This is a genomic window from Erythrobacter sp., assembly GCF_011765465.1.
Lineage (GTDB): Bacteria > Pseudomonadota > Alphaproteobacteria > Sphingomonadales > Sphingomonadaceae > Erythrobacter.
The window spans coordinates 3,226,225-3,250,572 of sequence record NZ_CP050265.1; the positions used below are offsets into that span (position 1 = coordinate 3,226,225).

Consider the following 24,348-nt stretch of genomic DNA (forward strand, 5'->3'; position numbering starts at 1 on the left):
ATGGGACGATATGCTCACGCTGCTGGCCGCCGCCACACTGTCCTGCGTTGCAGTGGATGGCGATAGCCTGCGGTGTGACGACGAGCGGATACGGCTACTTGGCATTGATGCACCAGAATTTTCATGCCCTCGCAATAGACGATGTGTGCCGGGTGATCCGCAGGCTGCAAAGGACTATCTGGCGCGATTGATAGCAGGCCGCTCGGTCGAAATAGTGCGACATGGCGAGGATCGGTATGGGCGTACCCTCGCTGTCGTTTACGCTGGTGGAATGAACCTGTCCTGCGCCATGATCCAAGCGGGTCATGCGGCCTATATCCAGCGCTGGGACAACGGCGGGGCTATCGCCCGCGATTGCTAGTTAAATCCACCCCTGCAACTGCCCTTCGCCAACAAAGCCCCGGGTTAGGTTCTCGGACGCGAAGAACGCGAGCGAGAGGGCAATCGCCATGTCCGCATGGTGCCCTTTCCCGCCGCCTTGCAGGACGAGGTTCCCGGCAGCAGTGCTGGCGAGTTCGAACGATGCGATCTCGGCCATAAGTTGATGGCGCAGCGGCAGGTCATGGGCGATCTGCAAGGAGCCAGTTTCGAAGGCACCGGCGAGCGTTTCAAGCAGCACGTTCTTCGACACGGACACGCGGTGGCCCTTGCGCGACCATGCGGCCCCAGCGGTCATGGTAATCGCATAGTGGTCGATCCCGCCTTCGGTCAGCACATCGCAGAACGGCCCGCCAAGGCCCGTAGCATCGACAGAGAGCGTCGTGCGTCCGTGCAAGTCAGGCTTGGCAAGCACTTGCGCCACATGCGCCGCTATGTCGGTGTAGGCAGTTGCGCGGATGCGGTCAGCATAGACCACGGTGCGCGTCCGGTCGCCAAGGCGCTGGCGATAGCCGTTCTCCCATTCGGGCAAGCAGGTATCGCGCACGATCACGATGGCGGAAGGGTCGTTTCGACCAAGGTCGAGGCCCATGAAGAAGCGGTCGTGGCCCGTCACGCGCTCGATGGCAGGGTCCGGCCCTGCGCATAGATTCACGCGACCGCCTCCGAGGTGGATCAGATCAAGCATAACGCAGGCCTCTCGCTGATCGCTCGATCGAGCACGTCGCGGGAGATCAGAGGCAGCCCGCCGCCAAGAAACTCGCACAGGTGTTCCGCCCGAAAGCGGATTTCGCTCATGAAGCGGCGGTCATATTCGACCTTCGATGCGAGCCGAGGAATGTCGACCGAGCGGGCGAATATCCGGCGCGTCCTTCCAGCAGACCACGTATCGTGAAAGAAGCCTTCTCGGCCTCGGGGCGTGCTCATCATCAGCACGCGCCCGTCGGGCTTCCGCATCGGCAGTAGAGCGGCGATTGCGTCATCGTCCAACCATGCCGCTTCATCGAGGATGAGCGTGTCGCAGGTGAACCCGCGCGCGCCGTCGGTCGCCGGGATCGAGATGACGCGCCCCCCGTCCGACGTTTCGATCTCCGACAGGGATGACCGCACGAGTTTCGGCGGCACTGGGTCACTTTGCACGAACGCGGTGATCCGGCGAAGCAACTCCTGACTTTGGCGCTGGCTAGGGGCGGCGAGAAGGCACGTCTTGCCTCGCGTGACGTCATCGTAGGCAAGACACCCGATAGTTGTGCTCTTGCCCGTTTGCCGGGACGCTAGGACGGTCACGAACTGGTCTTCCGGCTGGCCCGACGGATCGGTCAGGAGCACCTCGCGCTGCCATTCGTCCGCATCGCCTATGGCGCGCTCGAAGCGGGCTACAGGATCGAGGCCGACGACGAGGCCTTCGAAGAATTGGCGCAGCGCGTCATCCATGACCGATCTGCAACCGCTGCATCTCGCCTAGGAAGTCGGCTTTCGCGTCCGGATGGCGGTCGAGGACGCGCAGGATCATCTGCCGCAGGACGATAAATTGCGGGCTCTCGTTGAGGTTCACGTTGACAGTGAGTTCGTTCTGAAGAGTGCCCGTCAGCTTCGCGAGGTCCATGAGCGCGTTCCTCATTTCGCGCAGCGACATGAGCGCAAGCGGATCGTTACCGTCTGCCTTGGCCCGCTGGAGCAGCGAGTCGATCTCCGTGACGACCCGCTTTAGGCTACGGTGGATTTCAACATCGCCTTCGTTCAGCGCGTCGGCCACTGCCTGCGCGCGCTCCGTTCGGAGCGCCAACGTTATTTCGCGCCGCTGCTCCTCGTCCAGGTGATTGTCGGCATGGCGACGGATGGCGTCAGGCTTGAGGCCGTACCGCCGCGCCACCTCCGCGTTGGTGACTCCAGCGACTAGGTCGCGGTTCAGGCTGGCAATGCGGGGATGGGCGCAGGCGGTGCAGGGCCTTGCCATCAGCTTTCCTTGGATCGCAGTTGCGCGTCTAAGTAGTCTGTCGCAAAAGCGTTCGAGCGCAGCAAATAAAGTAGGGCTTTGCGATGATCATTTTCAAAAAAGACATTCTCATCGAAATGGAATCCGTGGAGCGGTCGCTTCTTGAAGAAGCTTTCACGAAGATCGGCTCCGGTTTTCGAACCTGTAGCGAAGTCTGCAAGGACGAGCGCCTGCGCAAAGACTTCCGGTCCCTTTCCGTGTGAGAGCAGGTTGTAACGATCTGTCTGAGGCGGGATGCCCTCGAGTTGAGGCGGTATCGCTGTCACGCGCCCCCGCTTGTTGATCTTAGCCTCCGCCCAGCCTTGCGCTTCCACGGCGAAGAGAAAGTGACCGACCCAAGTCGGATGCAATTGGTCGAGGCGTATCACCAGTGCTCTCCATTCTTGCTATCGAGGAGAGCCTGCTGGTGCGCCTGTTGCATGTTGTCGGGTAGATCACGAGCGGAACGGAATGTGCGCGCCTCTTTGTAGCCGCGCTCTCGCGCGATCTCCTTGATCCGCGCCACGCCGACGCGGTCGCGGACCGCTGCATTGACGTAGAGCACACCGGCGTCGTCATCGCCAAGCGAGTGAACCGGCGATGCCGGTGGCGGGCCGCTATGCGCAGCAGCAGGTTGGTCGTCGACGATGCGCAGGGTCTTACCCTGCTCGGCGGCGACCTCCTTCATCCGCGCATAGACCTGCGGGTCGCGAGATGCCGACCGGGTGATGAACAGTTCAGTGGCGGTTCCCTTCAACGCCTTGTCGGGCCGTCCCTGCAGCAGGCGCTTTTCGCGGATTAGGGCTTTGCGGTTCTTCTCGGTGCGCTCAAGTTCTGCTTCGAGTTCGGCATTCTCGGCCTCAAGCTGCTTGAGCTTCTCGGCCAGTCCAAGCGAACCGGGTTCGGTCGCAAGAAACTTCTTCAATCTTTCATTCGACATGACAAGCCTCATGTCGACGGACTAGCCGCACCGCCTATTCGGAACGGCTATCCGCCGATTTCTGAACGATGGATCGAGAACTATTCCTGCTCAACCGCGCTTTGAGAAATGCCGCTGCGCCTGTTCTTGGAGCCACGTAGGGTCGAGGTCGGCTAGGGCGCACCAATAGGCACGCGCTTCGGCCCAACTCCCGTATGCGGCGGTCAGAAAAGCGATGGCTTCACGGTCGCCTGCCTTGGCATCCTTCCATGCCGCGCGGATCACTTCGAGGCCGAGCGCCTTGATGCCTGCAACCTCGGCATGATCGTCAATCGGCGCGGGCAAGTGCTGCGGACGCGGCGGTGATGGCTTCAGTTCACGCTTGTGTTCGATCAGCCCAATCTCGACCAATTCCTTGGCAATCGGTTCGCGCTTCGGTCTCGGTTTGCGGGGACGGAATTTTTCAGCGTCGAACTCGCCCGCTTTCACCGCCGCTTTCACGCGCGCTGCCAAGTCCTTTTCGTCGAGAGACAGCTTCCGTTCGAACCGGGCACGGACGTGGTGCGGAGGTTGCCGCTGCCGCTCGCACGAAGAGACAGGCAGGCCGACAGCGCGCAGGGCGACTTCGAACTCGGGCGCGGGTAGCATATCTTCCCAACGCCCCATCAGGACGCGTGTTGGCACTCTCGGTCGGGGAGGAGGTTTTCAGCCTGTTCGCGCTGCTCTGGCGTAGGCGAGCGCCGCCATTCGATGACAGCAGTGACCGGGTGCTCGCAGTCATGGGTGACGCGCTTCACTGGGAGGTTAGCGGCGGTCAGGACCGCCTTCGCATTGTGATCGAAGATGCGGGGCGGCGGGCTTGGGTTGGGATTGTGCGAGGTGGGCGGTCGGTATCTCATACCGACTTATCGCACCTCTCACCGGGGCGGCGTTACCACAATTTAAGAATGACGGCCTAGCATTGTGATGATCTCGGCAGGGCTTTACTTTCGGCATTCCGGCGCAGGTAGATCGACCCGCGAGACTGCTTCGAAAAGCGAGATGAGCGCAGGTGCGAATAGGTTTATCTTCCGTTATTTCCGACGTGGCTTCCGAACCCGTCGCAGCGTCCTCATCAAGGGAGCAAGCACTCGCCATTGCCTTGCTTTCGGGCTCGATCGCACTCTATCTTTCTTTGGGAGAATGGCCTGCGGCTTTTTACGATGCGGCTCGATGGGCCGTGTTTGCCTTATCGTGCTTCGTTTGCGCGTGGGCATGGTCGAAGAAGAGATGGGGTTGGATCGCATTCGCGAGTTTCGGTGCCTTCTTTTTCAACCCATTTATTCCTCGTCTCGGGAACGAAGGCTGGGATGTGATTGGGCTCGCTTACATGTGCGGTTATGCCGCTCTTGGCATATCACTGGTTCATCCTCGGATGGCCGGTGTCGCAGGCGGAGCCTTCGCGGCTTACGGGATGGCTTTGTTGGCCCTTACCCACTACGTGAATCACTACATGCCGCATGGGCCAATGTATTGGACGGGCGATTACGTTTGCCTGCATGATGGGCGAGGGCCGTGCGGCCCTGAGATGCTCGAAGATATGACAAAGCTCGACATACCTGAATGGGCGAAGTTTCTGCGGTCCAAGGCCTTTTTGACATTTTTGTTCTTCGGGATAAGTTCGAGTCTCCTGCTTCAGAAATTCAATAGCAACAGGTAACGTTGAAATTCGGCTTGGCCCGCTTGGCGCTTTGATCGTGTAATACACTCATTGTTGAATATTTGTAGGGCATAAGGTGCAACATGTTCCGGCTTTTGATGCTCCTTGCCCTACTTTATTCGACACCAGCCGTTGCCCAGGTGATCGAAGGCACTGCTACCGTAGTCGATGGGGATACCATCGACATGACGGGCACCCGGATCCGTCTTGCGCATATCGACGCGCCTGAAGCGAAGCAGGTTTGCGAGAAAGACGAACAAGAATGGGCTTGCGGTTTCGAAGCGACCGCAATCCTTGCCTCTCTCGTTGATGGCCAGAAGCTGTCCTGCACTGTTCTCGAACACGACATCTACGGTCGAGCGGTCGCGACCTGTCAGACTCGGTCGTTCAACCTCGGTACGGAGATGGTGCGGCGGGGCATGGCAGTCTTGGGCGAGGACGCCCCCTACGACTACGCGGCGGCCCTCGGTGTCGCCAAGCGAATGAATTGGGGTCTGTGGGCCTCGACCTTTCAAGAGCCTGCCGAGTGGCGCGCTGCCAACCCGCAACATGCTTCACGTGCCGCGGGAAGGGCAGAGCGCGGGCAGGTTCGTGCGACTAGGGTTCGGGAGCGGGTCTATCGCAACCAATACGGCTGCGCCATCAAGGGCAACCGCAGCAGGCGAGGCGAGTGGATTTATCACCTGCCGGGCCGCCCCTACTACGATGCGACCCGCGCCGAAGAGTTGTTCTGCACCGAGAGCGAGGCGCAGGCTGCTGGCTATCGGAGGTCGCGGGCGTGAAAAAGCTCTCGATTGGTTTTCAACTTGTCGCGTGGGCCGGATTAGTTGCGCTTGCAACGTGGCTTTGCCTCATGTTCGTGAAGATGGCTATCGAAGCCTTATTCGGCAATGCGCCTGCCGAGATTTGGGCAGTCTTGATGGCAATAGCCTATTTTTACGCGCTTGGATCGACTTCCGAGAACATTTGCGAGATTGCTCGACAAGGAGACGACCTGCATTCGCCAGAGCGTTCTTCGCGTCATCTTTAATTTTTGACAGCGCACCGTGGAAAGAGCACCGGCGAAAAGTATGGGGAAGCTGTTGCGCCCGCCGGTCATTTGGCAAAGAGCCGCATGGCCGCCCGCGCCTTTTCGGCAGTCCACCAGCCTCGCCCCGAGGCGGTCGGCACACCCAGCCCGTTGAGGCGGTCCGCTATCGCCGCTGGGGGCATGCTCTCCCACCCGTCAACCTGCCCTAGGGCGATGCGCGCTCGTTCTGCTGCTCTGCGCCGCCTAGAGGCCGCAGAGCGGGCTCGAGCGTCGTCAGATGGTATTCCACCCCTATCGCCGCCCAGTTTCGCTCCCTGCGCCTTTCTGACCGCGAGAGCAGCCTTCGTGCGCTGGCTGATAAGGCGGCGCTCGTGCTCCGCGACGACAGCAAGGATCGCGACGGTGAACTCGTCGGCCTGCGGCAGGTCGACGAAGCGGATCGCGATGTCCTCTTTTCGCAGGGTCAAGATGAAGGCAGCGTCGCGCGATAGGCGGTCGAGGCGGGCAACGATAAGGGTCGCCCCATAGGCACGGCAGACATCAAGCGCGCGGGCAAGCTGCGGGCGGTCGTCCCGCGAACCTGACTCGACCTCCTCGAAATATCGGCCGGCGATCAGGTCATACCCATACTGCTGAGCGAAGGCGTCGACGGCTCGGCGTTGCGCCTCGATCCCGAGAGGTTGGCGATCCGTGCTGACGCGCAGGTATCCGACAGCGAGGGGCATGGTGGTCCTCTATGGCAACGTTCGTTGCCACATGTCGTGGACGGCGACCCCGGTGGCGATCAACCGCGGCGAAGCGGTGAAAATGCGCTCGCCCCGGTAAACGGCTTGGGTCGAGCAAGGGGCAGAACCGTTGCGGCTCTGCGTTCCGCGCATCGGGTCGATAAATCGCGGAAGTCGATCAAGCGGTGCGGTTTCAATCGGATCGATCAATCTATCTTGTGGGGATGGTGTGCCCGCCCATGCAGCCCATAAGAGTGCCCATGCGAAATTCGTCCGCAATATCAACGGTATCATGGGAAGTATGGGCTTTATGGGCACATTCCGAGCGTGTCGCGTCTGTGCGCATTCGCCAAGCGAATGACCGATTCAGCAACTGACCGCATAAAGTGCCCATAGTTACCATACTGCCCATCAAATTATTGAACTCACTCACGTTTTTCTCATGGGATGCCCTATGGGACGCATGGGCCCCCTGCTACTCCTCGGCTTCGAGCCACCACCGCGTGCTGTTGCAGGACTGCCGCGAGCGGAGCGAGTACCGCCTTGGTCCATCGCTCGTCTCGACTTCGATGATGCGGTCCCTGAATTGCCTCAGCCTGTCCCCTAAGGCGCGCGCAGGATCCTTCCACCCGTCGCCTATGTCGACCTCCAAGCAGTCGAGCATGGCAGCGATCTCCTTGGCCTTGCGCGGCTCGTTCCAGTCGAGGTTCATGTCATGCACCCCGCCAGCGCGAGACGTGATCGGAACCCGCCGATGCATGCACCGTAGCCACGCGATGACAACCTCTCGAATCCATTCTGTGGCCTCATCCTCGGGCCTTCGCTCCTTCGGCGTATCGAGAAAGCCCACGACCCCCGCGTGCTCAATAATGCCCGACATCACCCGCGCCCATCGCTCGAACGACGCTTTCGACTTCGAGCCATCCGGCATTCCGGCGTTCACCCAGGACCGGATTACCGTCAGCGCGGCAGCGACGAGGCCCGGCCTGTTGTCTTTCAGCCAGCCCTTTAGGTCTGGAATGGCGAATGCCTCCGACGGGCGATCTTCGGGGTTGGCCTCGCGCGCGTCCATGCGGATGTCGACGCAGCGGCGGTAGATTTCGTTTTCGATGTCGGGGTTGTTGCCCGTCGTCACCCACGTGACGCGGACGGGCAGGCTGACCATGCGGGAGTACCCAAGTATGCGCGCCTTGTAGGTTTCGGCAGTGAGCGTGGCAGCAAGGGCTTGGCTCTTCAACTTGGTCGCATTGTCGAAGAACACGACCTTACCCCCGTCCATGAGGATCGAGGTCAGGGTCTTCTCCATCTCCTCTTCCTGCTGTGGAGGCTTGGTGGCCGGCGGCGCGCTGCCAAGGGCGGGGTAGAGGCAGGCGTGGACGAGCAGCGTCGCGCCTGTTCCCGCCACGGGCTTGTTGAGGTAATACATGGGCGCGATGTCGAACAGGTCGCGCACATAGGGTTCGAGGCACATGGCGAGGGCGTTCGCGCGGTCCGACTCGTCTTCGAAGGGAAAGTCGGCAAGCGGCTTAAGCAGCAACTCGACGGCTGCCTGAACCTGCTCTTCGGTGGGTTCAGCAGGCACGTCCACTTCGATCTTCGCGGCGAGGTATATTTGGGCCGCTTCATCGTATCCGCGCGTGTCGAGAAGCCGCCCGTCTCGGGTGAAGATTGGAACGTTCACGACTTCTTTCAGGCAGGGAAGCGTGATTTCTTGCGAACGGGCAGCGAGCATGTCCTTCACAACCGCAGCAGGCGCATTCGAAGGCTTCCATCCGTCGTCCCCAATAGGCTTGAACCACGTGGCCGCGCGGTTCAGTTCATAGGTGAACTCGGGCTCCTCGAGCGGCTGGACGTGATCGCGGTCGATACGGGCGAACGCCTCGCCGTAGGCATAGACCCCGGGCGCACCGTCGACCTCGTATTCGGCGAGCGCCGCCCAAGCCTGCCGCGAGGTGTCGATAATCAGGCCCTTGTCGAAGATCGCCTGCCCCTCGCGCCGCCGCCGAATGCCGAGCCACACGGCGACCTCGTCGATCCACTCCTTCGGCAGGCCGAGCAGCTTCGACATGGACGTGAGGCCACGGAGGGTTCGGTCGTCATCCAGCCGCTGCCGCGCCTTCGTTATTATCTGTTCCGCGCGGCGGCCTGTTCGCTCATCGTCTCCGGCCTCGGACGCGACCAGTTCCAGAAAGTTCCGCGCGATTTCGTCTGACCATCCGGCGCGGACCAATGCCCCGGCCAAAGCGAGCGCGAACTCGTCCCGACCACCTTCGGCGGGATAAAAGCGAACGAAGAAGGTGGCGGCTGCGAGCAGGCCCGCCCTTCGGTTCAATTCGTCTCCATCCACAATGCTCGGAATAGGCTCCCATTGGTCCCACCAACACAGTTGTTCACCATTCGGATGAACGGAAGGCGAGACCATGACGTGGTATGGCTCACCGTCACGGGAGGTCCGCAATTGCAGGACCGTGTAGGCGTGCGGGCCCGCGAGTTCATGTCCGTCGACCTTAGGCAGTTTGAAGTCGATAGGCTTGTCGATCTCGGCCCGATAGATCGCATGGCGCATGCTGCCATCGGACCTATGGACGGTGCATCGCGTGCGCGGCAGGAGCGCCCCAGCAATCCGATTTGAGATATCCCAGTCGAGGTCAACGTCAACGTGGTGTTCGTCGATAATCAGTCCGACATTGCCGGTCAGATCGTCAAGGGAATAGCCGCGCGTCGCATAGCCCGCATCGCGCGGTTGCTTGCCGTTTTTACCTGACTGGAGCGGGATCAAGCGATAGCCAAGGTCGATCAGCGCGGAGAGCGCGTTCTTGTCAGATTCTTCCATTTTCGATCACCTCAGTCACCGAGGCGTCGTTCCTGAAAGCGCGGTTGAACAGGCGCGGCAGAGCACGTAAAATCCAGGCCTCGCGTGAGGGCGAAACGACACCTCCGAGGGCGTAGCGGTTCAGGCCGCTGCGCCCTCCTTCGTTTCAACACGATGCTTGCGAGCCCAAGCTAGAACGTCGTCTCGTTCGTAGCGAACAGTCTGCCGGGAAAGCTGGATGAATGGCGGCCCGATGCGCGTTTTCCGCGCTTGGAACAACCATTCGGATGACAACCCGAGCAGGTCCGCGACCTGCCTCGTCGTCATGATAGGCGGGTAACGTTCTGCTTCAAGCGACACGCGCACTTCGGAAATAAGATCTTCAATCGTCATAGCTCACCTTTTGGTTGAGCCATGAGCCGCACCGCTATCCGACTGTCAGGTTCACCTGCTAGAACAGTGCGGCCTCATTCCAGAACGGGTTAAAAACTTCTAGAATGGGGCGTTGACGATCAAAAACTAAGCAACTGCTACGGCGTCCGCAACTGGAATCTTGCACCTTTTCAGGATGACTGTGGATACTGCGTTCGCCGCTTCCCGCTGACTGTCGAGATCGTCGACCTGACCGTAGTGACCAAGCATATCAACCTCGCCAGCCTTGAGGTTTTGACCATTGAGCCAGCGCATCATGTAGGGCGGTGTTCCCGCTATCATTGCCGCGTCGTGCCAAAGATGGCGAAGGTCGCCAGGGCAAGTAAGCTTAAGGCGGTCGAGCTGATCGATGTGAACGTTCTTTCGAACAGAGGGGAAAACCCAAGTCTTGTGGAGACCCTTCAGGCGCTCAAATAGCGCCTTGGTCGCGGCGCTCATCGCGATTGTGCGAGGGCTCTCGTCCTTCTTGAGCCGAGGAAACGTCATTGTTCCTTGGCCGAGATCGACATCGCGCCAAGTGAGCGCGCGAAGCACATTTTCGCGGCTCCCGGTGTGCCAGCGGATAAGCCAGCAGGTTCGGATGACCAAGTTGTCGATGGCATCGATCTCTGCCAGCCTGTCCGCCCACGGGATCGAACGATCCAATTTGCGACGCTGCATCTTCGTCTGTTCCTTGAGGCGTGGCGGGTCGAGCTTCACGTGCCGATCATGTCGGAAAACAGCGCCGACTAGAACATGAAGCTGTTGGGCAGCGTAAGGCTTCCTCGCCTGCAATTCGTCCATGTGCTGCTCAACCTCCGGCACAGAAATTTTGTCGAGAGGTTTATCCGCCCATTTCGCGAAATGGTTGTCGATGCAGCCGCGATACTCCTTCGCCGTCTTCGGCTTGAGTGGCGCCCTGCCGGACTTTCGATCAGCCGAGCGGAAGGCGATGTAGCGTTCAAGCTGCTCTAGGAAGGTCGGCAGCGCTTCTTGCTCGTCTGTACCGTTGTCGATGCGCGACGCTTTGACCTTGGCCTCTCGCCAAGCCATGTCGCGCGTCATCGCTGGGAAGCGGCCTAGCTTGATCGAGCGCGTCTTGCCTGTGCGAGGGTCGCGCTTGGACAGGTACCACGTTTTCGCCGTCTTGGTGACAGCCATGCGCAAACCGGGGTAACGGTCGCCTTTGTGCGAGTACCATTTCAGTGGCCCAAACTTAAGTCGGTCGACCTCGGTATCGTTGAGCGAAATCTGCGGCATGATGTTCTCTACGAGACAACGGATTTACAACATGGGTGTGCAATCACATTGGTCAGCGCTTGGAGTCATGCAACCGAAGATGTTGAATTAGCTGCGTCTTTCCGATCTCTTTGGATCGTGTTGGACCCGTCAGATATTCTTCGTAATGATGGGGTCACGTGTTCGAGTCACGTAAGCGGCACCACTTATCAGCCAGTATTCGTAACGCTCGCGCGCCTGGCCCCTGCTTGTCCGATTGGCTTGGCTCGAGCCCTATTGCGTCCTTCCGGTTGAACCGACGGGGCAACCATGGTTGAAGCGGCGATGTCATAACTTCACCGCGAGCGAGAGCGGCGTTTTGAAAACGGCAGTTTTCAGTTCCAAACGATATGATCGCGAGTTCCTCGAACGTGTCAACGAGGCGACTGGCGCGGGGCATACGCTGGCTTTCTTCGATACTCGGCTCAATCCCGACACAGCGAGCCTTGCCTGTGGACATGACGCTGTCTGCTGTTTCGTGAATGACAGACTCGACCGGGCCGTGCTCGAAAGACTTGCAGGTGAAGGCATTCGCCTGGCTGCCCTCCGCAGCGCTGGTTTCAATCACGTGGATCTCGCCGCGGCGCGCGATCTCGGCATTACGATCGCGCGCGTCCCCGCCTATTCCCCCGAGTCCGTCGCCGAGCACACCGCCGCGCTGATCCTTGCGCTCAACCGGAAGATCCACAGAGCCTATCTTCGGGTGCGCGAGGGGAATTTCGCGCTCGACGGCCTGCTCGGGTTCAACCTTTCGGGCAAGACCGTGGGGGTTATCGGCACAGGAAAGATCGGCATCTGCGCGGCCCGCATCATGCGGGGGTTCGGCTGCGCCATTCTCGCCTGCGATCCGCAGCCCAGCGAGGAGCTAGACGAAATCGGTGGTTGTTATGTGGACCTGCCGGACCTGCTCGAACAGGCCGACATCGTGACACTTCATTGTCCCCTGACCCCTGAAACGCACCATCTGATCGATGCAGAGGCCATCGACCGGATGAAGCCGGATGCCATGCTGATCAACACGAGCAGGGGAGCCGTCGTCGACACGAAAGCGCTGATCGAAGGTCTGAAGGGCCGCAGTCTCGGTTCGGTCGGCCTCGATGTCTACGAGGAAGAGGGCGACCTGTTCTTCGAGAACCTGTCCGACACGATGATACAGGACGATGTTTTCGCGCGCCTGCTCACTTTCCCGAACGTCCTCGTCACCGGCCACCAGGCATTCTTCACGCGCGAAGCAATGGAAGCGATCGCAACGACCACGATACGCAACATCTCCAGCTTCGAGGAGACGGGAGCGGCGCTGCACGAGGTGTCGGTCGAGAAACTGGCTTGAGCCGTGAGAAATTTCCTTGCGCTGTTGCCGCTTGTCGCATTCGTCCTTTGGCTGGTCGGATTTCGAAGGTCGGCAGCGATGGCCGGGATCTGGAGCGCCGCCCTGTGCGCGGCCCTGGCGGTCGGCGCTTTCGATTATCCCGTCGACGCATCAAGCGTGCTCGGCCCGCTTGCGGAAGCCCTGTTCGCCTGCGCGACCATTGTCTGGATCATATTCCCGGCGCTGGGCATATACGAATTCCAGAAGGATACCGGCGCGACGCAGACGATCGGGCGCTGGCTAGCGGGAGTTTCGGGCAAGCCACAGGTTCAGGCCCTGCTCATCGCCTGGTTCTTCGGCCTGTTTCTTGAAAGCGCCGCCGGTTTCGGCGCGGCGATCGGGAACATCATCACGCCGCATAACATCGTCGCCGGCGCTGCCACGGTCGGCGCGGTCGGTCGCAAGGGCGAAGTGCTGAGGCAAACCCTGCCGGTATGCGCGATCTATGCGGCGGTCGGAGGGTTGCTCCTGTTCGCCTTGGGGCATTTGCTATGACATCGATCCAGGCGAGACCTTTTTGAAGCAGAACGATAGCATCGGCGCGCTGCTTTCACGGAGGATGAGGTGAAGCCGGACAGGTCGAAGGAATGGCACGCGATCGAATTCGATGAGGCTGTCGAGGCGCTTGAATCGCACCCCGGAGGGCTGAGCGAGGAGCGCGCGCGCGAACGGCTTGCCCAACATGGCCCCAACCGCCTTCCCGAACCGAAACCTGTGCATCCGGTCTTGCGCTTCCTCGCGCATTTCAACAGCCCCCTGATCCATTTCCTCCTCGTTGCGGCGGCAGCGGCTTTCCTGCTCGATCACGCGGTCGACGCGGTCGTGATCCTGCTGGTGGTGCTGGTCAACGCGGCGGTCGGATATGTCCAGGAGGGCAGGGCCGAAGAGGCCCTGGCAGGGATGCGCAGCCTGATTTCGCCGCGCGCTGTCGTGCTGCGTGGCGGCGAGAAGCGCGTCGTCGATGCCGCAACCCTTGTTCCGGGCGACATTGCGGTGATCGAAGCGGGCGATCGGATTGCCGCCGACGTGCGCATCCGGCGCGCGCGCGGGTTCGCGGTCGAGGAAGCGGCTCTCACCGGCGAGTCCGTCGCAGCCGAGAAGCGGCCCGATCCGGTTCCCCCCGAAGCTGCGCTGGGGGACCGCTCTTCGATGGCCTATTCCGGCACGCTGGCGATCAGGGGGCAGGCGACCGGGCTGGTCGTCGCGACCGGCGCCGATACCGAGATCGGCCGGATCAGCGGGATGCTCCAGGAGGTGCCTGCGCTCGTGACCCCGCTGCTGCGGCAGATCGATTCCTTCGCCCGATTGTTTACGCTTGTCATCCTCGCGCTCGGCGCAGCACTGCTCGCTTTCGCGGTTATGGTGCGCGGCTTCGAATGGGGCGATGCTCTCATCGCGGTCGTGGCGGTGTCCGTCGGCGCGGTTCCGGAGGGTCTGCCCGCCGTCATCACCATTACGCTCGCAATCGGAGTGCAGCGCATGGCGGCGCGAAAAGCGGTGATCCGCAAGCTTCCGGCTGTCGAATCGCTCGGAGCGACCAGCGTGATCTGCAGCGACAAGACCGGGACTCTCTCCCGTAACGAGATGAATGCGGTTCGCCTGGTGACTGCCAAGGGGGAATTCTCGGTCAGCGGGAAGGGGTACGCGCCCGAAGGAACGATCGCCCCTCGCGCCTCGGGGCAGGCTGATCAGCCGCTGCCCGAAGACCTGATCCGCTGCGGCGCGCTTTGCAACGATGCGCGCCTTGTCAGAGACGCAACTGTCGGCGACGAAGGCGGGCCATGGAGCGTTGCGGGCGACCCGATGGAAGGGGCGCTTCTGGCGCTCGCCGGGAAGGCGGGTTTGGATCGGGACTGCCTCGAGGCCGAATGGCCGCGGCTCGATGAAATCCCCTTCGATGCCGAACATCGCTACATGGCGACGCTGCACGAAGGGCCGAACGGCCAGGCGGTGGCAATGATCAAGGGCGCGCCGGAAGCGGTGCTCGACCTGTGCGATACGGCCTCGCACGAGGTCGACTGGGCCGGTCATGTCGAACGCGCGGCGGGTGAGGGCGAACGGCTGCTCGCCTTCGCCATGCTTGGCTTCGAAGAGCCGCGCGGTTGTCTTGCTCACGAAGACCTCGAAGGCGCCACCATGCTCGGTCTTATCGGTTTCATCGATCCCCCGCGCGAGGAGGCGAAGCGCGCGATCGCCGAATGTCGCTCCGCCGGCATCGCGGTGAAAATGATCACCGGCGATCACGCCGCGACCGCGCTCGCCATCGCCCGGCAGCTCGACCTCGCCGACTGTCCGGAGGCCATGACCGGCGCCGATGTCGAGGCGATCGACGATTGCGAACTGGCCCGGCGCGTGGAGCGGGTGTCTGTCTTCGCCCGGGCCAGCCCGGAACAGAAACTGCGCATCGTGCGCGCGCTGCAGTCGCACGATCACATCGTCGCAATGACCGGCGACGGGGTGAACGATGCGCCCGCATTGAAGCAGGCCGATGTCGGCACCGCGATGGGCGTCACCGGGACCGAGGCGGCACGCGAAGCGTCCGAGATGGTCCTGCTTGACGATAATTTCGCCTCGATCGTCGCGGCCGTGCGCGAGGGCCGCACGGTCTATGACAATATCCGCAAGGTGATCGCCTGGACCCTGCCCACGAACGGCGGCGAGGCAATCGTTATCGTGCTCGCGATCCTTGCCGGGTTCGCCCTGCCGATGACGGCGACGCAGATCCTCTGGATCAACCTCGTCACGGCCGTGACGCTCGGGCTTGTCCTCGCCTTCGAGCCTCCTGAACCCGGCATCATGGAGCGACCCCCGCGAAAGCGCGACGCGCCGCTGCTGACGCGCCTCCTATTGTGGCGGGTAGCCTTCGTCTCCTTCCTTTTCGCCGGGGTCGCGCTGTTGATCTTTTTCGGTTCGCAATCGCTCGGCGTCAGCATCGAGAAGGCCCGGACCCTGACGGTCAATATGCTGGTGGTCTCCGAGATCGCCTATCTTTTCAACGTCCGCTTCCTGCATATGCGCTCGCTTACACTCAGAGGCGCGCTCGGCACGCGGCCGGTGCTGATCGCACTCGCGGTGGTGGTTCTTGCCCAGCTGGCTTTCACCTATCTCCCGGTCTTGCAGCGCGTGTTCGAAACCGAAGCGCTTTCGTTAGAGGAGGGCGCGGTCATCGTCGCCATCGGCTTCGGCCTGCTGCTTCTGCTCGAATTCGAGAAACTGGTCACGCGCAGGTTCGCCCTGTGATTTGCAATTCCACCGTGGAGGAGGATTGACCATGCTTCGCGCGCGCCGCGATCCGCCCCGCGACGTCTTTCCCCCCGACCCATGGGGATTGGCGGCGGTGCATTTCGATACCGATTGGCTGCTCGGCTATGTCGGGCAGGCGGAGACCATGTTCGCGTTGTCGAACGGCTATCTCGGAATCCGCGGCACGATGGAGGAGGGGCATCCGGTCGAAGAGCCGGGAACCTATCTCAACGGCTTCTATGAAAGTCGCCCGATCACCTACGGCGAAAGCGCTTATGGTTTTCCCGACAGCGGTCAGAGCATACTCGTCTGCCCCGACGGGGTTTCGATCGAGCTGGTGGTCGACGATGAACCCTTCGATCTCGTCCGCGCCGAAGTGCTCGATTTCTCGCGCCGGCTGGATTTCGCGAAAGGCGTGCTCACGCGAGAGGTCGCCTGGAGAACCGCGCGGGGCCGGAAGCTGACCTTGAGGACGACGCGGCTCGTCTCGCTCGCGATGAAGCACGTTGCGGCTATCTCCTGGGAACTTGTTGCCGAAGACGATGCGGACATCATCGTCACGTCGCGGCTGGTCGAACGGCCTCCCTTGCCGAGCGAGGCTCGCGACCCGCGGATCGCCGAACCGCCGGGCGAAAGCGTTCTGGAGCCGACCGGGGCGCGAGCCGAAGGTGCGCGCGCGATGCTCGGCTATGTCACCCGCCGCTCACGCCTCGCGCTCGGCTGCGGAATGGACCACGTGATCGATACATCATCCCCGCATGATCTTTCCGCGACGGCAAGCGACGAGGAAGCCGCCGTCACCATTCGCCTAAGCGCGCAATCCGGTGTGCCCATGAGGTTTACGAAGTTCCTGGCCTATCACCATGGGCATGAAGGGGCACAGGATATGCTCGAAGCGGTCGGCGGGAGCCTCGATGAGGCGATCGTCCGCGGCTTCGATAACCTGCTTTGCCGCCAGACGGAAATCATGGGCGAATTCTGGGACCGCGCCGATGTCGAAATCGAGGGCGATCCGGCAACCCAGCAGGTGATCCGCTGGAATATCTTCCAGCTGCTTCAGTCGGCGGCCCGGGTGCATGGCCACGGCATCGGCGCGAGAGGGCTCACCGGGCGCAGCTACGAAGGGCATTATTTCTGGGACACCGAAATCTATGTCCTGCCGTTTCTCACCTACACCGCCCCGGACATCGCGCGGGCCTTGCTCAAGTTTCGTTACGATATGCTGCCGCAGGCACGTCTGCGGGCTGCCGAACTCGGCCATCGCGGCGCGACTTTTCCCTGGCGCACGATCAACGGTCACGAAGCATCTGCCTACTACGCGGCCGGCACCGCGCAGTATCACATCAACGCCGATATAGCGTACGCGCTGGACAAATATGTGGCGATCACCGGCGATACGGAGTTCATGGCGCGATACGGCGCCGAAATCCTGATCGAGACCGCCCGCTTCTGGCTCGATCTCGGCTTCTTCTCGTCCCGCCGCGATGGCAGGTTCTGCATCAACGGCGTCACCGGACCGGACGAATACAACGCGCTCGTCGACAACAATTACTTCACCAACCTCATGGCGCAGCACAACCTCAGGCTTGCGGCCCGGACCCTGGCTACGCTCGATCCCGAGGCGAAAGCGCAAGTGGCCGCTGCGACGAACCTTGGTCCCGCAGAACCGGATGGCTGGCTCGAGGCGGCCGAGCGTATGTACCTGCCGCAAGACGAGCGGCTCGGCGTGCACCCGCAGGACGACAGCTTTCTCGACAAGGAGGTATGGGATTTCGCCAGGACGCCCGAGGAGAACTATCCCCTCCTGCTGCATTATCACCCGCTGAACCTGTATCGGGCGCAGGTCGTCAAGCAGGCCGATACCCTGCTCGCCATGTTCCTGATGAACGGCCATTTCAGCGCTGCAGAGAAAAAACGCAACTTCGACTACTACGACCCGATCACGACGCATGACAGCTCGCTGTCGGTGTGCATCCAGTCGATCATCGCAAGCGAGATCGGCTACGCTGACAAGGCCATCGACTATTTCGATTTCGCCGCGACGATGGACCTGTCCGACATCGGCGGCAATGTAAGGCACGGCGCGCACGTCGCCTCGATCGGCGGGACCTGGATGGCCCTGGTTTACGGCTTTGCCGGACTGCGCGACGGGGACGGCACGATCGCCTTCAGCCCGCGCCTGCCCGACAGGTGGAGCCGATTGTGTTTTGCGCTGACCATTCGCGGCCGACGCCTGCGGATCGCGATAGATCGGGCGCGCACGGTTTATCGGCTCGAACGCGGTGATCCGATCGAGATCGTGCACGAGGGGGAGGCATTGCGCCTCTCGCCGGAAGAACCCGAGATGACCCGCTCCAACCGGAAGTGCCCGCCGCCGCCCCGGCCCGGGCCGGGAGCGGTCGATCCGGCGATGCCCGAAGGCGAGGGCTGACGGGCCCCCTTACCCTACCGTCACACCGGAAAGGTCGCCGACAACTTCGTCCGCTCCCGCTTCGCGCAGGGCGTCGGCCCTTGCGTTCGGGCCCACGCCGATCACGCGAGCGAATCCGGCTCTGCGCCCTGCCTCGACCCCGGCAATTGCGTCCTCGAAGATGACCGCACGCTCCGCCTTTACGCCAAGCCGCCGCAGCGCCTCTTCGAACAGGGCCGGGTGCGGCTTGCCCGGCAAGTCGAGCCGCGACGCATCGATGCCATCGACCCTTGCCTGGACATGGTGGGCGAGTCCGGTCGCCTCGAGCACCTGGCGGGCATTGGCGCTGGAGGAAGCGACCGCGATCGCGATCCCGGAAGTGCGCAGGTCGCGCAGCAGGCGCTCGGCTCCGGGCAGCGCTCTGGAAGCCGTGCGAAGCCGTTCCTGCACCGCTTCGTTCTTTCGCCGCGACAGCCCCATCACGGTTTCGGCCCCGGGCGGATCGTCCTGCGCGCCTTCGGGCAACTTGATACCGCGCGACGCGAGGAAGGTGCGCACGCCTTCCTCGCGGCGCCTGCCATCGACGTAGAGCTGGTAGTCGTCCGGGCCGAACGGCGGTTGCCTGTCGTCCCATGTCCGGAGGAAGGCATCGAAGGTTTCCTTCCACGCCGCTTCGTGCAGGCTGGCGGTGTCGGTGAGGACGCCGTCGAGATCGAAGATCGCCGCGTCGAGCCGGGCGGGCGACAAATGCACATCCGACAAGTCTCGTCTCCCGCATTTCCTGCTATTCTTCCGACTCGACCGTATCCCTAGTTTAACCGGGTCGATAGCGCGATCCGGCTCACGATGCGCCGGGAGATGCTTGGCTCATGATGAATATTGCGACCGTCACGCTGAACCCGGCATTCGACGTCTCTTTCGAGGTCGATCGCCTGTTTCACACCTCCAAGATGCGCGGTGACAACGAAAGACACGCGCCCGGCGGCGGGGGCATAAACGTCGCGCGGGTTTTCGTGCGGTTGGGTGGGAATGCCCGCTGCCACTACCTGGCAGGAGGCGCGACAGGCGCTGCGCTCGACCGGGCGCTCGACCAGCATGAGATCGTCAGGAACCGGGTCGCGATCGCGGGCGAGACCAGGGTCAGCACTTCCGTCTTCGAACGCACCAGCAGGCGCGAATACCGCTTCGTCACGGACGGTCCGGAGATCGCCGAGGCAAAATGGCGTGAATGCGAAGCCGCGATCGCGCAGGCCGAATGCGATTACCTCGTCGCCAGCGGATCCCTGCCGCGCGGCGTACCGGACGATTTCTACGCCCGCATCGCGACCGCGGCGAACAACCGGGGCATTCGCTTCGTGCTCGACAGTTCGGGACGGGGTCTTGCAGGCGGGCTTGCGGCGGGCGGCGTATTCCTGGTCAAGCCGAGCGTGGGCGAACTGCGCGCACTTACCGGACAGGAACTGGAGAGCGAGGAGGAGATCGCCGCCGCTGCGCGCGCAATCGTGGAACGAGGACAAGCAAAGTATGTCGCGGTGACGATGGGTCGGGACGGGGGGATCCTGGCGAGCGCCGACGGGGTGATCCGACGAGCGGCCATTCCGGTCGAAGCCGCGAGTGCTGTCGGAGCGGGCGATTCCTGCGTCGCGGCGATGGTCTATGCTTTCGCACGCGGGCGGGCTCCGGCCGATGCCTTCGCCTTCGGGATGGCAGGAGGCGCGGCGGCGGTCCTGACGCCGGGAACCGATCTCGCCCGTGCCCGAGACATTCGGCGCCTTTACGAGGAAACGACCGGAACGCCGGCGCCATGAGACGCCCCGAGCGCTGCGTGCCCGGTGTCCGATACGAGCGGAGAGGACCATGAAAAACGAGCACGTGATCTGGTTCGAAACTCTCAAGCGCAGCGATCTCGCACGGGTTGGCGGCAAGAACGCCTCGCTTGGCGAACTGATCGGTGCGCTCCAGCCGAAGGGCATCAACGTGCCGCCCGGTTTCGCGACGACGGCGGCGGCCTATCGGCGCTTCATCGAACACAACGGCCTTGGCCCGGTCATCGAAAGCCGCCTGGCCGAGCTATCCTCCGGGCAGGCCGCGCTGGCCGAGTCCGGCGGAGCGATCAGGACCGCGATCCGGAAAGGCGAGTGGCCCGACGAGATCGAAGCAGCGATCCGCGCCGCCTATCGCAAACTCGCCGAGCTGGCCGGCGACAAGGCTCCGAGCGTCGCGGTGCGCTCCAGCGCGACCGCCGAGGACCTGCCCGATGCCAGTTTCGCGGGCCAGCAGGAGACGTTCCTCAATATCGAGGGCGAGGACGATCTCATGAACGCCTGCCGCCGTTGCTACGCCTCGCTCTTCACCGATCGCGCGATCAGCTACCGCGAGGCAAAGGGCTTCGCGCACGAGGATGTGGCGCTTTCGGTCGGAGTGCAGCGCATGGTCCGCTCGGACCGCGCGGGTGCGGGCGTGATGTTCTCGATCGACACCGAAAGCGGGTTCGAGCACTCGGTGCTCATCAACGCGGCATGGGGGCTCGGCGAGAACGTAGTCCAGGGCGCGGTCGATCCGGACGAATATCAGGTTTTCAAACCGCTGCTGGAGAACGAAGCGCTATCCCCCATCGTCGCGAAAAAGCGCGGCGCTAAGACGGTGAAGATGATCTACGCCGAGCGGGGCGAGACACCGACCCGCAACGTGTCGACTTCGAAAGAGGAGCAGGCGGCTTTCGTCCTTTCCGATGAGGAGATCCTCACGCTGGCGCGCTGGGCGGTGGCGATCGAGCGGCATTACGAATGCGCGATGGACATGGAATGGGCCAAGGACGGACCTGGCGGAAACCTGTTCATCGTCCAGGCGCGCCCCGAAACGGTGCAGGCGCAGCTCAAGAACGGCGGGCTGGAGTCCTACCGCCTTCGGAGCCGGGGCGAAACGCTCGTCAGGGGAGCGGCGATCGGCGAAGCGGTGGTGACGGGCCGGGTCGGCATTATCGAGAGCGCGAGCGAAATCTCGAATTTCGAGCCGGGCTCGGTCCTTGTCACCGGGACCACCGATCCCGACTGGGTGCCGATCATGAAACAGGCGGCCGCGATCGTGACCGACCATGGCGGACGCACTTCCCACGCGGCGATCGTCAGCCGCGAACTCGGCCTGCCCGCGATCGTGGGAACGGGGGATGCGACGCGCCTGCTTTACGACGGGCAGGACGTGACGGTGAGCTGTGCCGAAGGCGACGAGGGGTTCGTATATCAAGGCATTGCCGATTTCGAGGTCGAAACCCTCGACCTTGGCGACATCCCCGAAACGCGAACGAAGGTGATGCTCAATCTTGCCAACCCGGCGGCGGCCTATCGCTGGTGGCGCCTGCCTGCCGACGGAGTCGGCCTGGTTCGGATGGAGTTCGTCATCAACAACGAGATCAAGGTCCACCCCATGGCGCTGGTCCATCCTCAACGGGTGGATGCCGAGACGCGGGCGAGGATCGGGGATCTCACGCATGGCTACGCGGACGGGGGCGAATATTTCGTCGACCGCCTGTCGCGAGGGCTCGCCCGGATTGCGGCGGTCCAGCATCCCAAGCCCGTCATCGTCAGAATGAGCGATTTCAAGACGAACGAATATGCGGGCCTCGTCGGCGGGGCCGAATTCGAGCCGCGCGAGGAAAACCCCATGATCGGTTTTCGCGGCGCCTCGCGTTATTACTCGGAAGCCTATCGCGAGGGGTTCGCGCTTGAATGCCGGGCGATCAGGCGGCTGCGCGAAGAAATCGGCCTCAGCAACGTCATCGTGATGATCCCCTTCTGCCGTTCTACGCGCGAAGCGGACCGGGTGCTCGAGGAAATGGCGCGCAATGGCCTCGAACGCGGTGAGAACGGGCTGGAGGTCTACGTCATGTGCGAAATCCCGTCCAACGCGGTGTTGGCCGCCCCCTTCGCCGAGCGGTTCGACGGTTTCTCCATCGGGAGCAATGATCTCACCCAGCTCACCCTCGGCATCGATCGCGATTCCGAATTGCTCGCCGATCAGTTCGACGAGCAGGATGAGGCGGTGAAGTGGATGATCCGGCACGTGATCGAGGAAGCGCATCGGCATGGCACGAAGGTCGGACTGTGCGGTCAGGCTCCGAGCGATCACCCGGAGTTCGCCCGCTTTCTGGTCGAATGCGGAATCGATTCGATCTCGGTCAGTCCCGACAGCTTCATCGAGGTGAAGCGGCATATCTCGGCGGCCGAGAGCGCCAACTGAGCGTTCCCGCGACCTGTCGGCAAAGGGCATCCCGTCATGGACAGACGGGAGGTTCGGCTAGCCCCAAGGTTGTGTGGCGGTTGCGGGACAAGGCACGCACCCTGCGAACGAAGGCGGCTACTCGGGTGTGTTGGGGCTGATGAAGCCGTCGGCTTCGAAACCGGCTTTCTTCGCCCCCCAAGCAAGCCCTTGAAAGGTTCCAGTCGCATCCATTCCCTGCCGCTTCTGATCGCAAGCGGCATGATAGCTTTTTCCCGGGGGTGCTGCGTCGATGCTGTGCTGGGTGACAGTGGCCGTAAAACGAATGGAAGTTACCGCATCATAGGCTGTCTTGCGAAGGGCCAAGCTGAAGTGCCGATCGCCGCCTTTCCCCACTTGTCAGGCGGCGAGCGCATCGGGCGGCGGTTCCTCGCCCGCCCGGCCGGCTCCGGTCGAGAAGACCCCGACCTCACCCGCCAGTTCGTCCGCCGAACGGTAAAGGTCGCGGGCGATCTGTGAGCTTTCCTCGACCATCGCCGCGTTGCGATGCGACAGCTTGTCGAGATGCTGCATCGCAAGGCTGATCTCGCCCACCGTGCCCGATTGCTCGTCGAGCATCCCGACCAGCGTATCGAGCCGCCCGGCGATGGTCTCGATCCGCTCGAACATCGCCTCGATCGTCTCGCCCGCGCCGCGCACCGTGCCGACGCCGTCCTCGATATGGCGGGAATTCTCCGTGATGAGCGCGCGCACCTCGCCCGCCGACTGCGCGCTGCGCTGGGCGAGCGCGCGGACTTCCTCGGCGACGACGGCGAAACCGCGCCCGGTCTCGCCCGCGCGGGCCGCCTCGACCCCGGCGTTCAGGGCCAGCATATTGGTCTGGAAGGCGATGTCCTCGATCACACCGACGATGTCGGAAATCTTCCGCGATGAGCCCTCGATATGGTCCATCGAGGCGATCGCGCCGCGCACGACCTCGCTGCTCGCCGCGCGGGTGCCGCGGGCTTCCTCCATCACGTCGCGCATCGCGTGGGCCTGTTCGAGCGTGCCCGATGCATTGGAGCGGAACTGTTCCATCGCCGCCGCCGTCTGTTCGACCGTCGCGGCTTCGTTGGCGCTGCATTCGGCGAGCGAGGCGGACATCTCGCTGACCTTCTCGCCCTGTCCCTTGAGGTCGTTGCTCGCCGCCTGCACCCGCACCATGGCCGCGGCGATCCGGCGGCAGGCCTGGACGAAGGCACTGGCGAGCGCGTCGAATTCCTCGATCCCCGCCGGCGGCACGCGCTGGTCGAGCTCGCCCTTCTCGAAGCGTTCCATCGCGGCGACAATGTTCCTGAGCGCGCGCCGCGCCGGGGTCACGTCGGTCGCGATCTTGACCACGCGCACGATATTGCCCGCGGTGTCGCGCACCGGGCCGTAGGTCGCCTGGATCCAGATTTCGCGGCCCGACTTTGTCACGCGCGGATAGCGCGCGGTGAAGCTGCGGCCCGAGGCAAGGTCGTCCCAGAAGCGGCGGTATTCCTCGCTCGTGCGGACCTCCTCGGAGCAGAACATCCGGTGATGCTGGCCGACGATTTCGGCAAGGTCGTAGCCGACCGCCTCGCAGAACGCTGCGTTCGCGTCGATGACGATACCCTCGGGCGTGAACTGGATGACGGCCTGCGTCGTCTTGACCAGTTGCAGCAGCGCCCGGTCGAATTCCTGCCCGAGCCGTCCGCCCGCGGCTGCCTTGGCGATCCCGCCCTTTAGCAATCCCATTCCCAATACCTCCACGATCCCCGGTTCTGCAGACCTCTTTCCGCTCGTGCGTTCCGATCCCGCCCCTTGCCTTGCCGGTAAGCGGTTAGGATCGGGGCAAGGGCGCACACCGCAATTTCCCCTGTC

Annotated in this window: 23 protein-coding genes; 10 read left to right on the plus strand and 13 right to left on the minus strand. The window is 62.7% G+C overall.

What is annotated here, in order from left to right:
* The first annotated feature begins 10 nt into the window (after positions 1-10).
* On the plus strand, positions 11-361 hold the full coding sequence (locus G9473_RS15680) for a thermonuclease family protein (RefSeq protein WP_291134693.1): 351 nt from the start codon (positions 11-13) through the stop codon (positions 359-361).
* On the opposite strand, the gene G9473_RS15685 is transcribed toward G9473_RS15680, so the two are convergent.
* The 6 genes from G9473_RS15685 to G9473_RS15710 form a co-directional block, all read right to left on the minus strand.
* Positions 362-1,066: a hypothetical protein gene (locus G9473_RS15685; protein WP_291134695.1), complete on the minus strand. Its 705-nt coding sequence runs from the start codon at positions 1,064-1,066 to the stop codon at positions 362-364.
* Positions 1,054-1,812: a terminase family protein gene (locus G9473_RS15690; protein WP_291134697.1), complete on the minus strand. Its 759-nt coding sequence runs from the start codon at positions 1,810-1,812 to the stop codon at positions 1,054-1,056. Before G9473_RS15690 ends, G9473_RS15685 begins: the two co-directional genes overlap by 13 nt.
* Positions 1,805-2,335, minus strand: a complete 531-nt coding sequence (locus tag G9473_RS15695) for a hypothetical protein (RefSeq protein ID WP_291134699.1) — start codon at positions 2,333-2,335, stop codon at positions 1,805-1,807. Before G9473_RS15695 ends, G9473_RS15690 begins: the two co-directional genes overlap by 8 nt.
* Positions 2,335-2,742 (minus strand): hypothetical protein, encoded by a 408-nt coding sequence (locus G9473_RS15700; protein ID WP_291134701.1) that lies wholly within the window; start codon positions 2,740-2,742, stop codon positions 2,335-2,337. Before G9473_RS15700 ends, G9473_RS15695 begins: the two co-directional genes overlap by 1 nt.
* The gene (locus tag G9473_RS15705) at positions 2,739-3,278 is read right to left on the minus strand and encodes a hypothetical protein (RefSeq protein WP_291134703.1); all 540 of its coding nucleotides are present in this window, start codon (positions 3,276-3,278) and stop codon (positions 2,739-2,741) included. Before G9473_RS15705 ends, G9473_RS15700 begins: the two co-directional genes overlap by 4 nt.
* A 105-nt stretch (positions 3,279-3,383) precedes the next feature.
* Entirely contained in the window at positions 3,384-3,938 is a 555-nt protein-coding gene (locus G9473_RS15710; protein WP_291134705.1) for a hypothetical protein, read from the minus strand.
* Positions 3,939-4,356: 418 nt separating this feature from the next.
* On the opposite strand from G9473_RS15710, the gene G9473_RS16055 reads away from it, so the two are divergent.
* The 3 genes from G9473_RS16055 to G9473_RS15720 all read left to right on the plus strand — a co-directional run bounded on the left by G9473_RS16055 (position 4,357) and on the right by G9473_RS15720 (position 6,001).
* The gene (locus tag G9473_RS16055; protein WP_367159112.1) at positions 4,357-4,971 is read left to right on the plus strand and encodes a DUF6804 family protein; all 615 of its coding nucleotides are present in this window, start codon (positions 4,357-4,359) and stop codon (positions 4,969-4,971) included.
* Positions 4,972-5,054: 83 nt separating this feature from the next.
* Positions 5,055-5,753 (plus strand): thermonuclease family protein, encoded by a 699-nt coding sequence (locus tag G9473_RS15715; protein WP_291134707.1) that lies wholly within the window; start codon positions 5,055-5,057, stop codon positions 5,751-5,753.
* Positions 5,750-6,001 carry a hypothetical protein gene (locus G9473_RS15720; protein ID WP_291134709.1) on the plus strand — a complete coding sequence of 84 codons (252 nt, stop codon included), beginning with the start codon at positions 5,750-5,752 and terminating at the stop codon, positions 5,999-6,001. Before G9473_RS15715 ends, G9473_RS15720 begins: the two co-directional genes overlap by 4 nt.
* Before the next feature lie 65 nt (positions 6,002-6,066).
* Here the strand turns inward: G9473_RS15720 and G9473_RS15725 are convergent, their stop codons facing one another.
* The 4 genes from G9473_RS15725 to G9473_RS15740 form a co-directional block, all read right to left on the minus strand.
* Entirely contained in the window at positions 6,067-6,726 is a 660-nt protein-coding gene (locus G9473_RS15725) for a recombinase family protein (RefSeq protein WP_291134712.1), read from the minus strand.
* A 475-nt stretch (positions 6,727-7,201) separates the two neighbouring features.
* A complete protein-coding gene (locus tag G9473_RS15730; protein ID WP_291134714.1) occupies positions 7,202-9,559 on the minus strand; it encodes a hypothetical protein in 2,358 nt (785 codons plus the stop codon).
* Positions 9,560-9,679: 120 nt separating this feature from the next.
* The gene (locus G9473_RS15735; RefSeq protein WP_291134716.1) at positions 9,680-9,931 is read right to left on the minus strand and encodes a helix-turn-helix domain-containing protein; all 252 of its coding nucleotides are present in this window, start codon (positions 9,929-9,931) and stop codon (positions 9,680-9,682) included.
* 126 nt (positions 9,932-10,057) lie between these two features.
* Positions 10,058-11,209 carry an integrase arm-type DNA-binding domain-containing protein gene (locus tag G9473_RS15740; RefSeq protein WP_291134718.1) on the minus strand — a complete coding sequence of 384 codons (1,152 nt, stop codon included), beginning with the start codon at positions 11,207-11,209 and terminating at the stop codon, positions 10,058-10,060.
* 337 nt (positions 11,210-11,546) lie between these two features.
* Between G9473_RS15740 and G9473_RS15745 the strand changes: the two genes are divergently transcribed.
* From G9473_RS15745 to G9473_RS15760, 4 genes are all read left to right on the plus strand, one after another.
* Positions 11,547-12,557 (plus strand): 2-hydroxyacid dehydrogenase, encoded by a 1,011-nt coding sequence (locus G9473_RS15745; RefSeq protein WP_291138536.1) that lies wholly within the window; start codon positions 11,547-11,549, stop codon positions 12,555-12,557.
* A gap of 3 nt (positions 12,558-12,560) precedes the next feature.
* Entirely contained in the window at positions 12,561-13,091 is a 531-nt protein-coding gene (locus tag G9473_RS15750) for an L-lactate permease (RefSeq protein WP_291134720.1), read from the plus strand.
* A 69-nt stretch (positions 13,092-13,160) separates the two neighbouring features.
* Positions 13,161-15,836 (plus strand): HAD-IC family P-type ATPase, encoded by a 2,676-nt coding sequence (locus G9473_RS15755; RefSeq protein ID WP_291134722.1) that lies wholly within the window; start codon positions 13,161-13,163, stop codon positions 15,834-15,836.
* Positions 15,837-15,867: 31 nt separating this feature from the next.
* Entirely contained in the window at positions 15,868-18,270 is a 2,403-nt protein-coding gene (locus G9473_RS15760; RefSeq protein WP_291134724.1) for a glycosyl hydrolase family 65 protein, read from the plus strand.
* A 9-nt stretch (positions 18,271-18,279) separates the two neighbouring features.
* On the opposite strand, the gene G9473_RS15765 is transcribed toward G9473_RS15760, so the two are convergent.
* Positions 18,280-19,002: an HAD family phosphatase gene (locus tag G9473_RS15765; RefSeq protein WP_291138539.1), complete on the minus strand. Its 723-nt coding sequence runs from the start codon at positions 19,000-19,002 to the stop codon at positions 18,280-18,282.
* Positions 19,003-19,118: 116 nt separating this feature from the next.
* Between G9473_RS15765 and G9473_RS15770 the strand changes: the two genes are divergently transcribed.
* Positions 19,119-20,057: a 1-phosphofructokinase family hexose kinase gene (locus G9473_RS15770; RefSeq protein WP_291134726.1), complete on the plus strand. Its 939-nt coding sequence runs from the start codon at positions 19,119-19,121 to the stop codon at positions 20,055-20,057.
* A gap of 49 nt (positions 20,058-20,106) precedes the next feature.
* Entirely contained in the window at positions 20,107-22,485 is a 2,379-nt protein-coding gene (gene ppsA / locus G9473_RS15775; protein ID WP_291134728.1) for a phosphoenolpyruvate synthase, read from the plus strand.
* A 117-nt stretch (positions 22,486-22,602) separates the two neighbouring features.
* On the opposite strand, the gene G9473_RS15780 is transcribed toward ppsA, so the two are convergent.
* Both G9473_RS15780 and G9473_RS15785 read right to left on the minus strand, forming a co-directional pair.
* On the minus strand, positions 22,603-22,830 hold the full coding sequence (locus G9473_RS15780) for a hypothetical protein (protein ID WP_291134730.1): 228 nt from the start codon (positions 22,828-22,830) through the stop codon (positions 22,603-22,605).
* Positions 22,831-22,863: 33 nt separating this feature from the next.
* Complete coding sequence (locus G9473_RS15785; protein ID WP_291134732.1) at positions 22,864-24,222, minus strand: methyl-accepting chemotaxis protein; 1,359 nt, start codon at positions 24,220-24,222, stop codon at positions 22,864-22,866.
* Positions 24,223-24,348 lie beyond the last annotated feature (126 nt).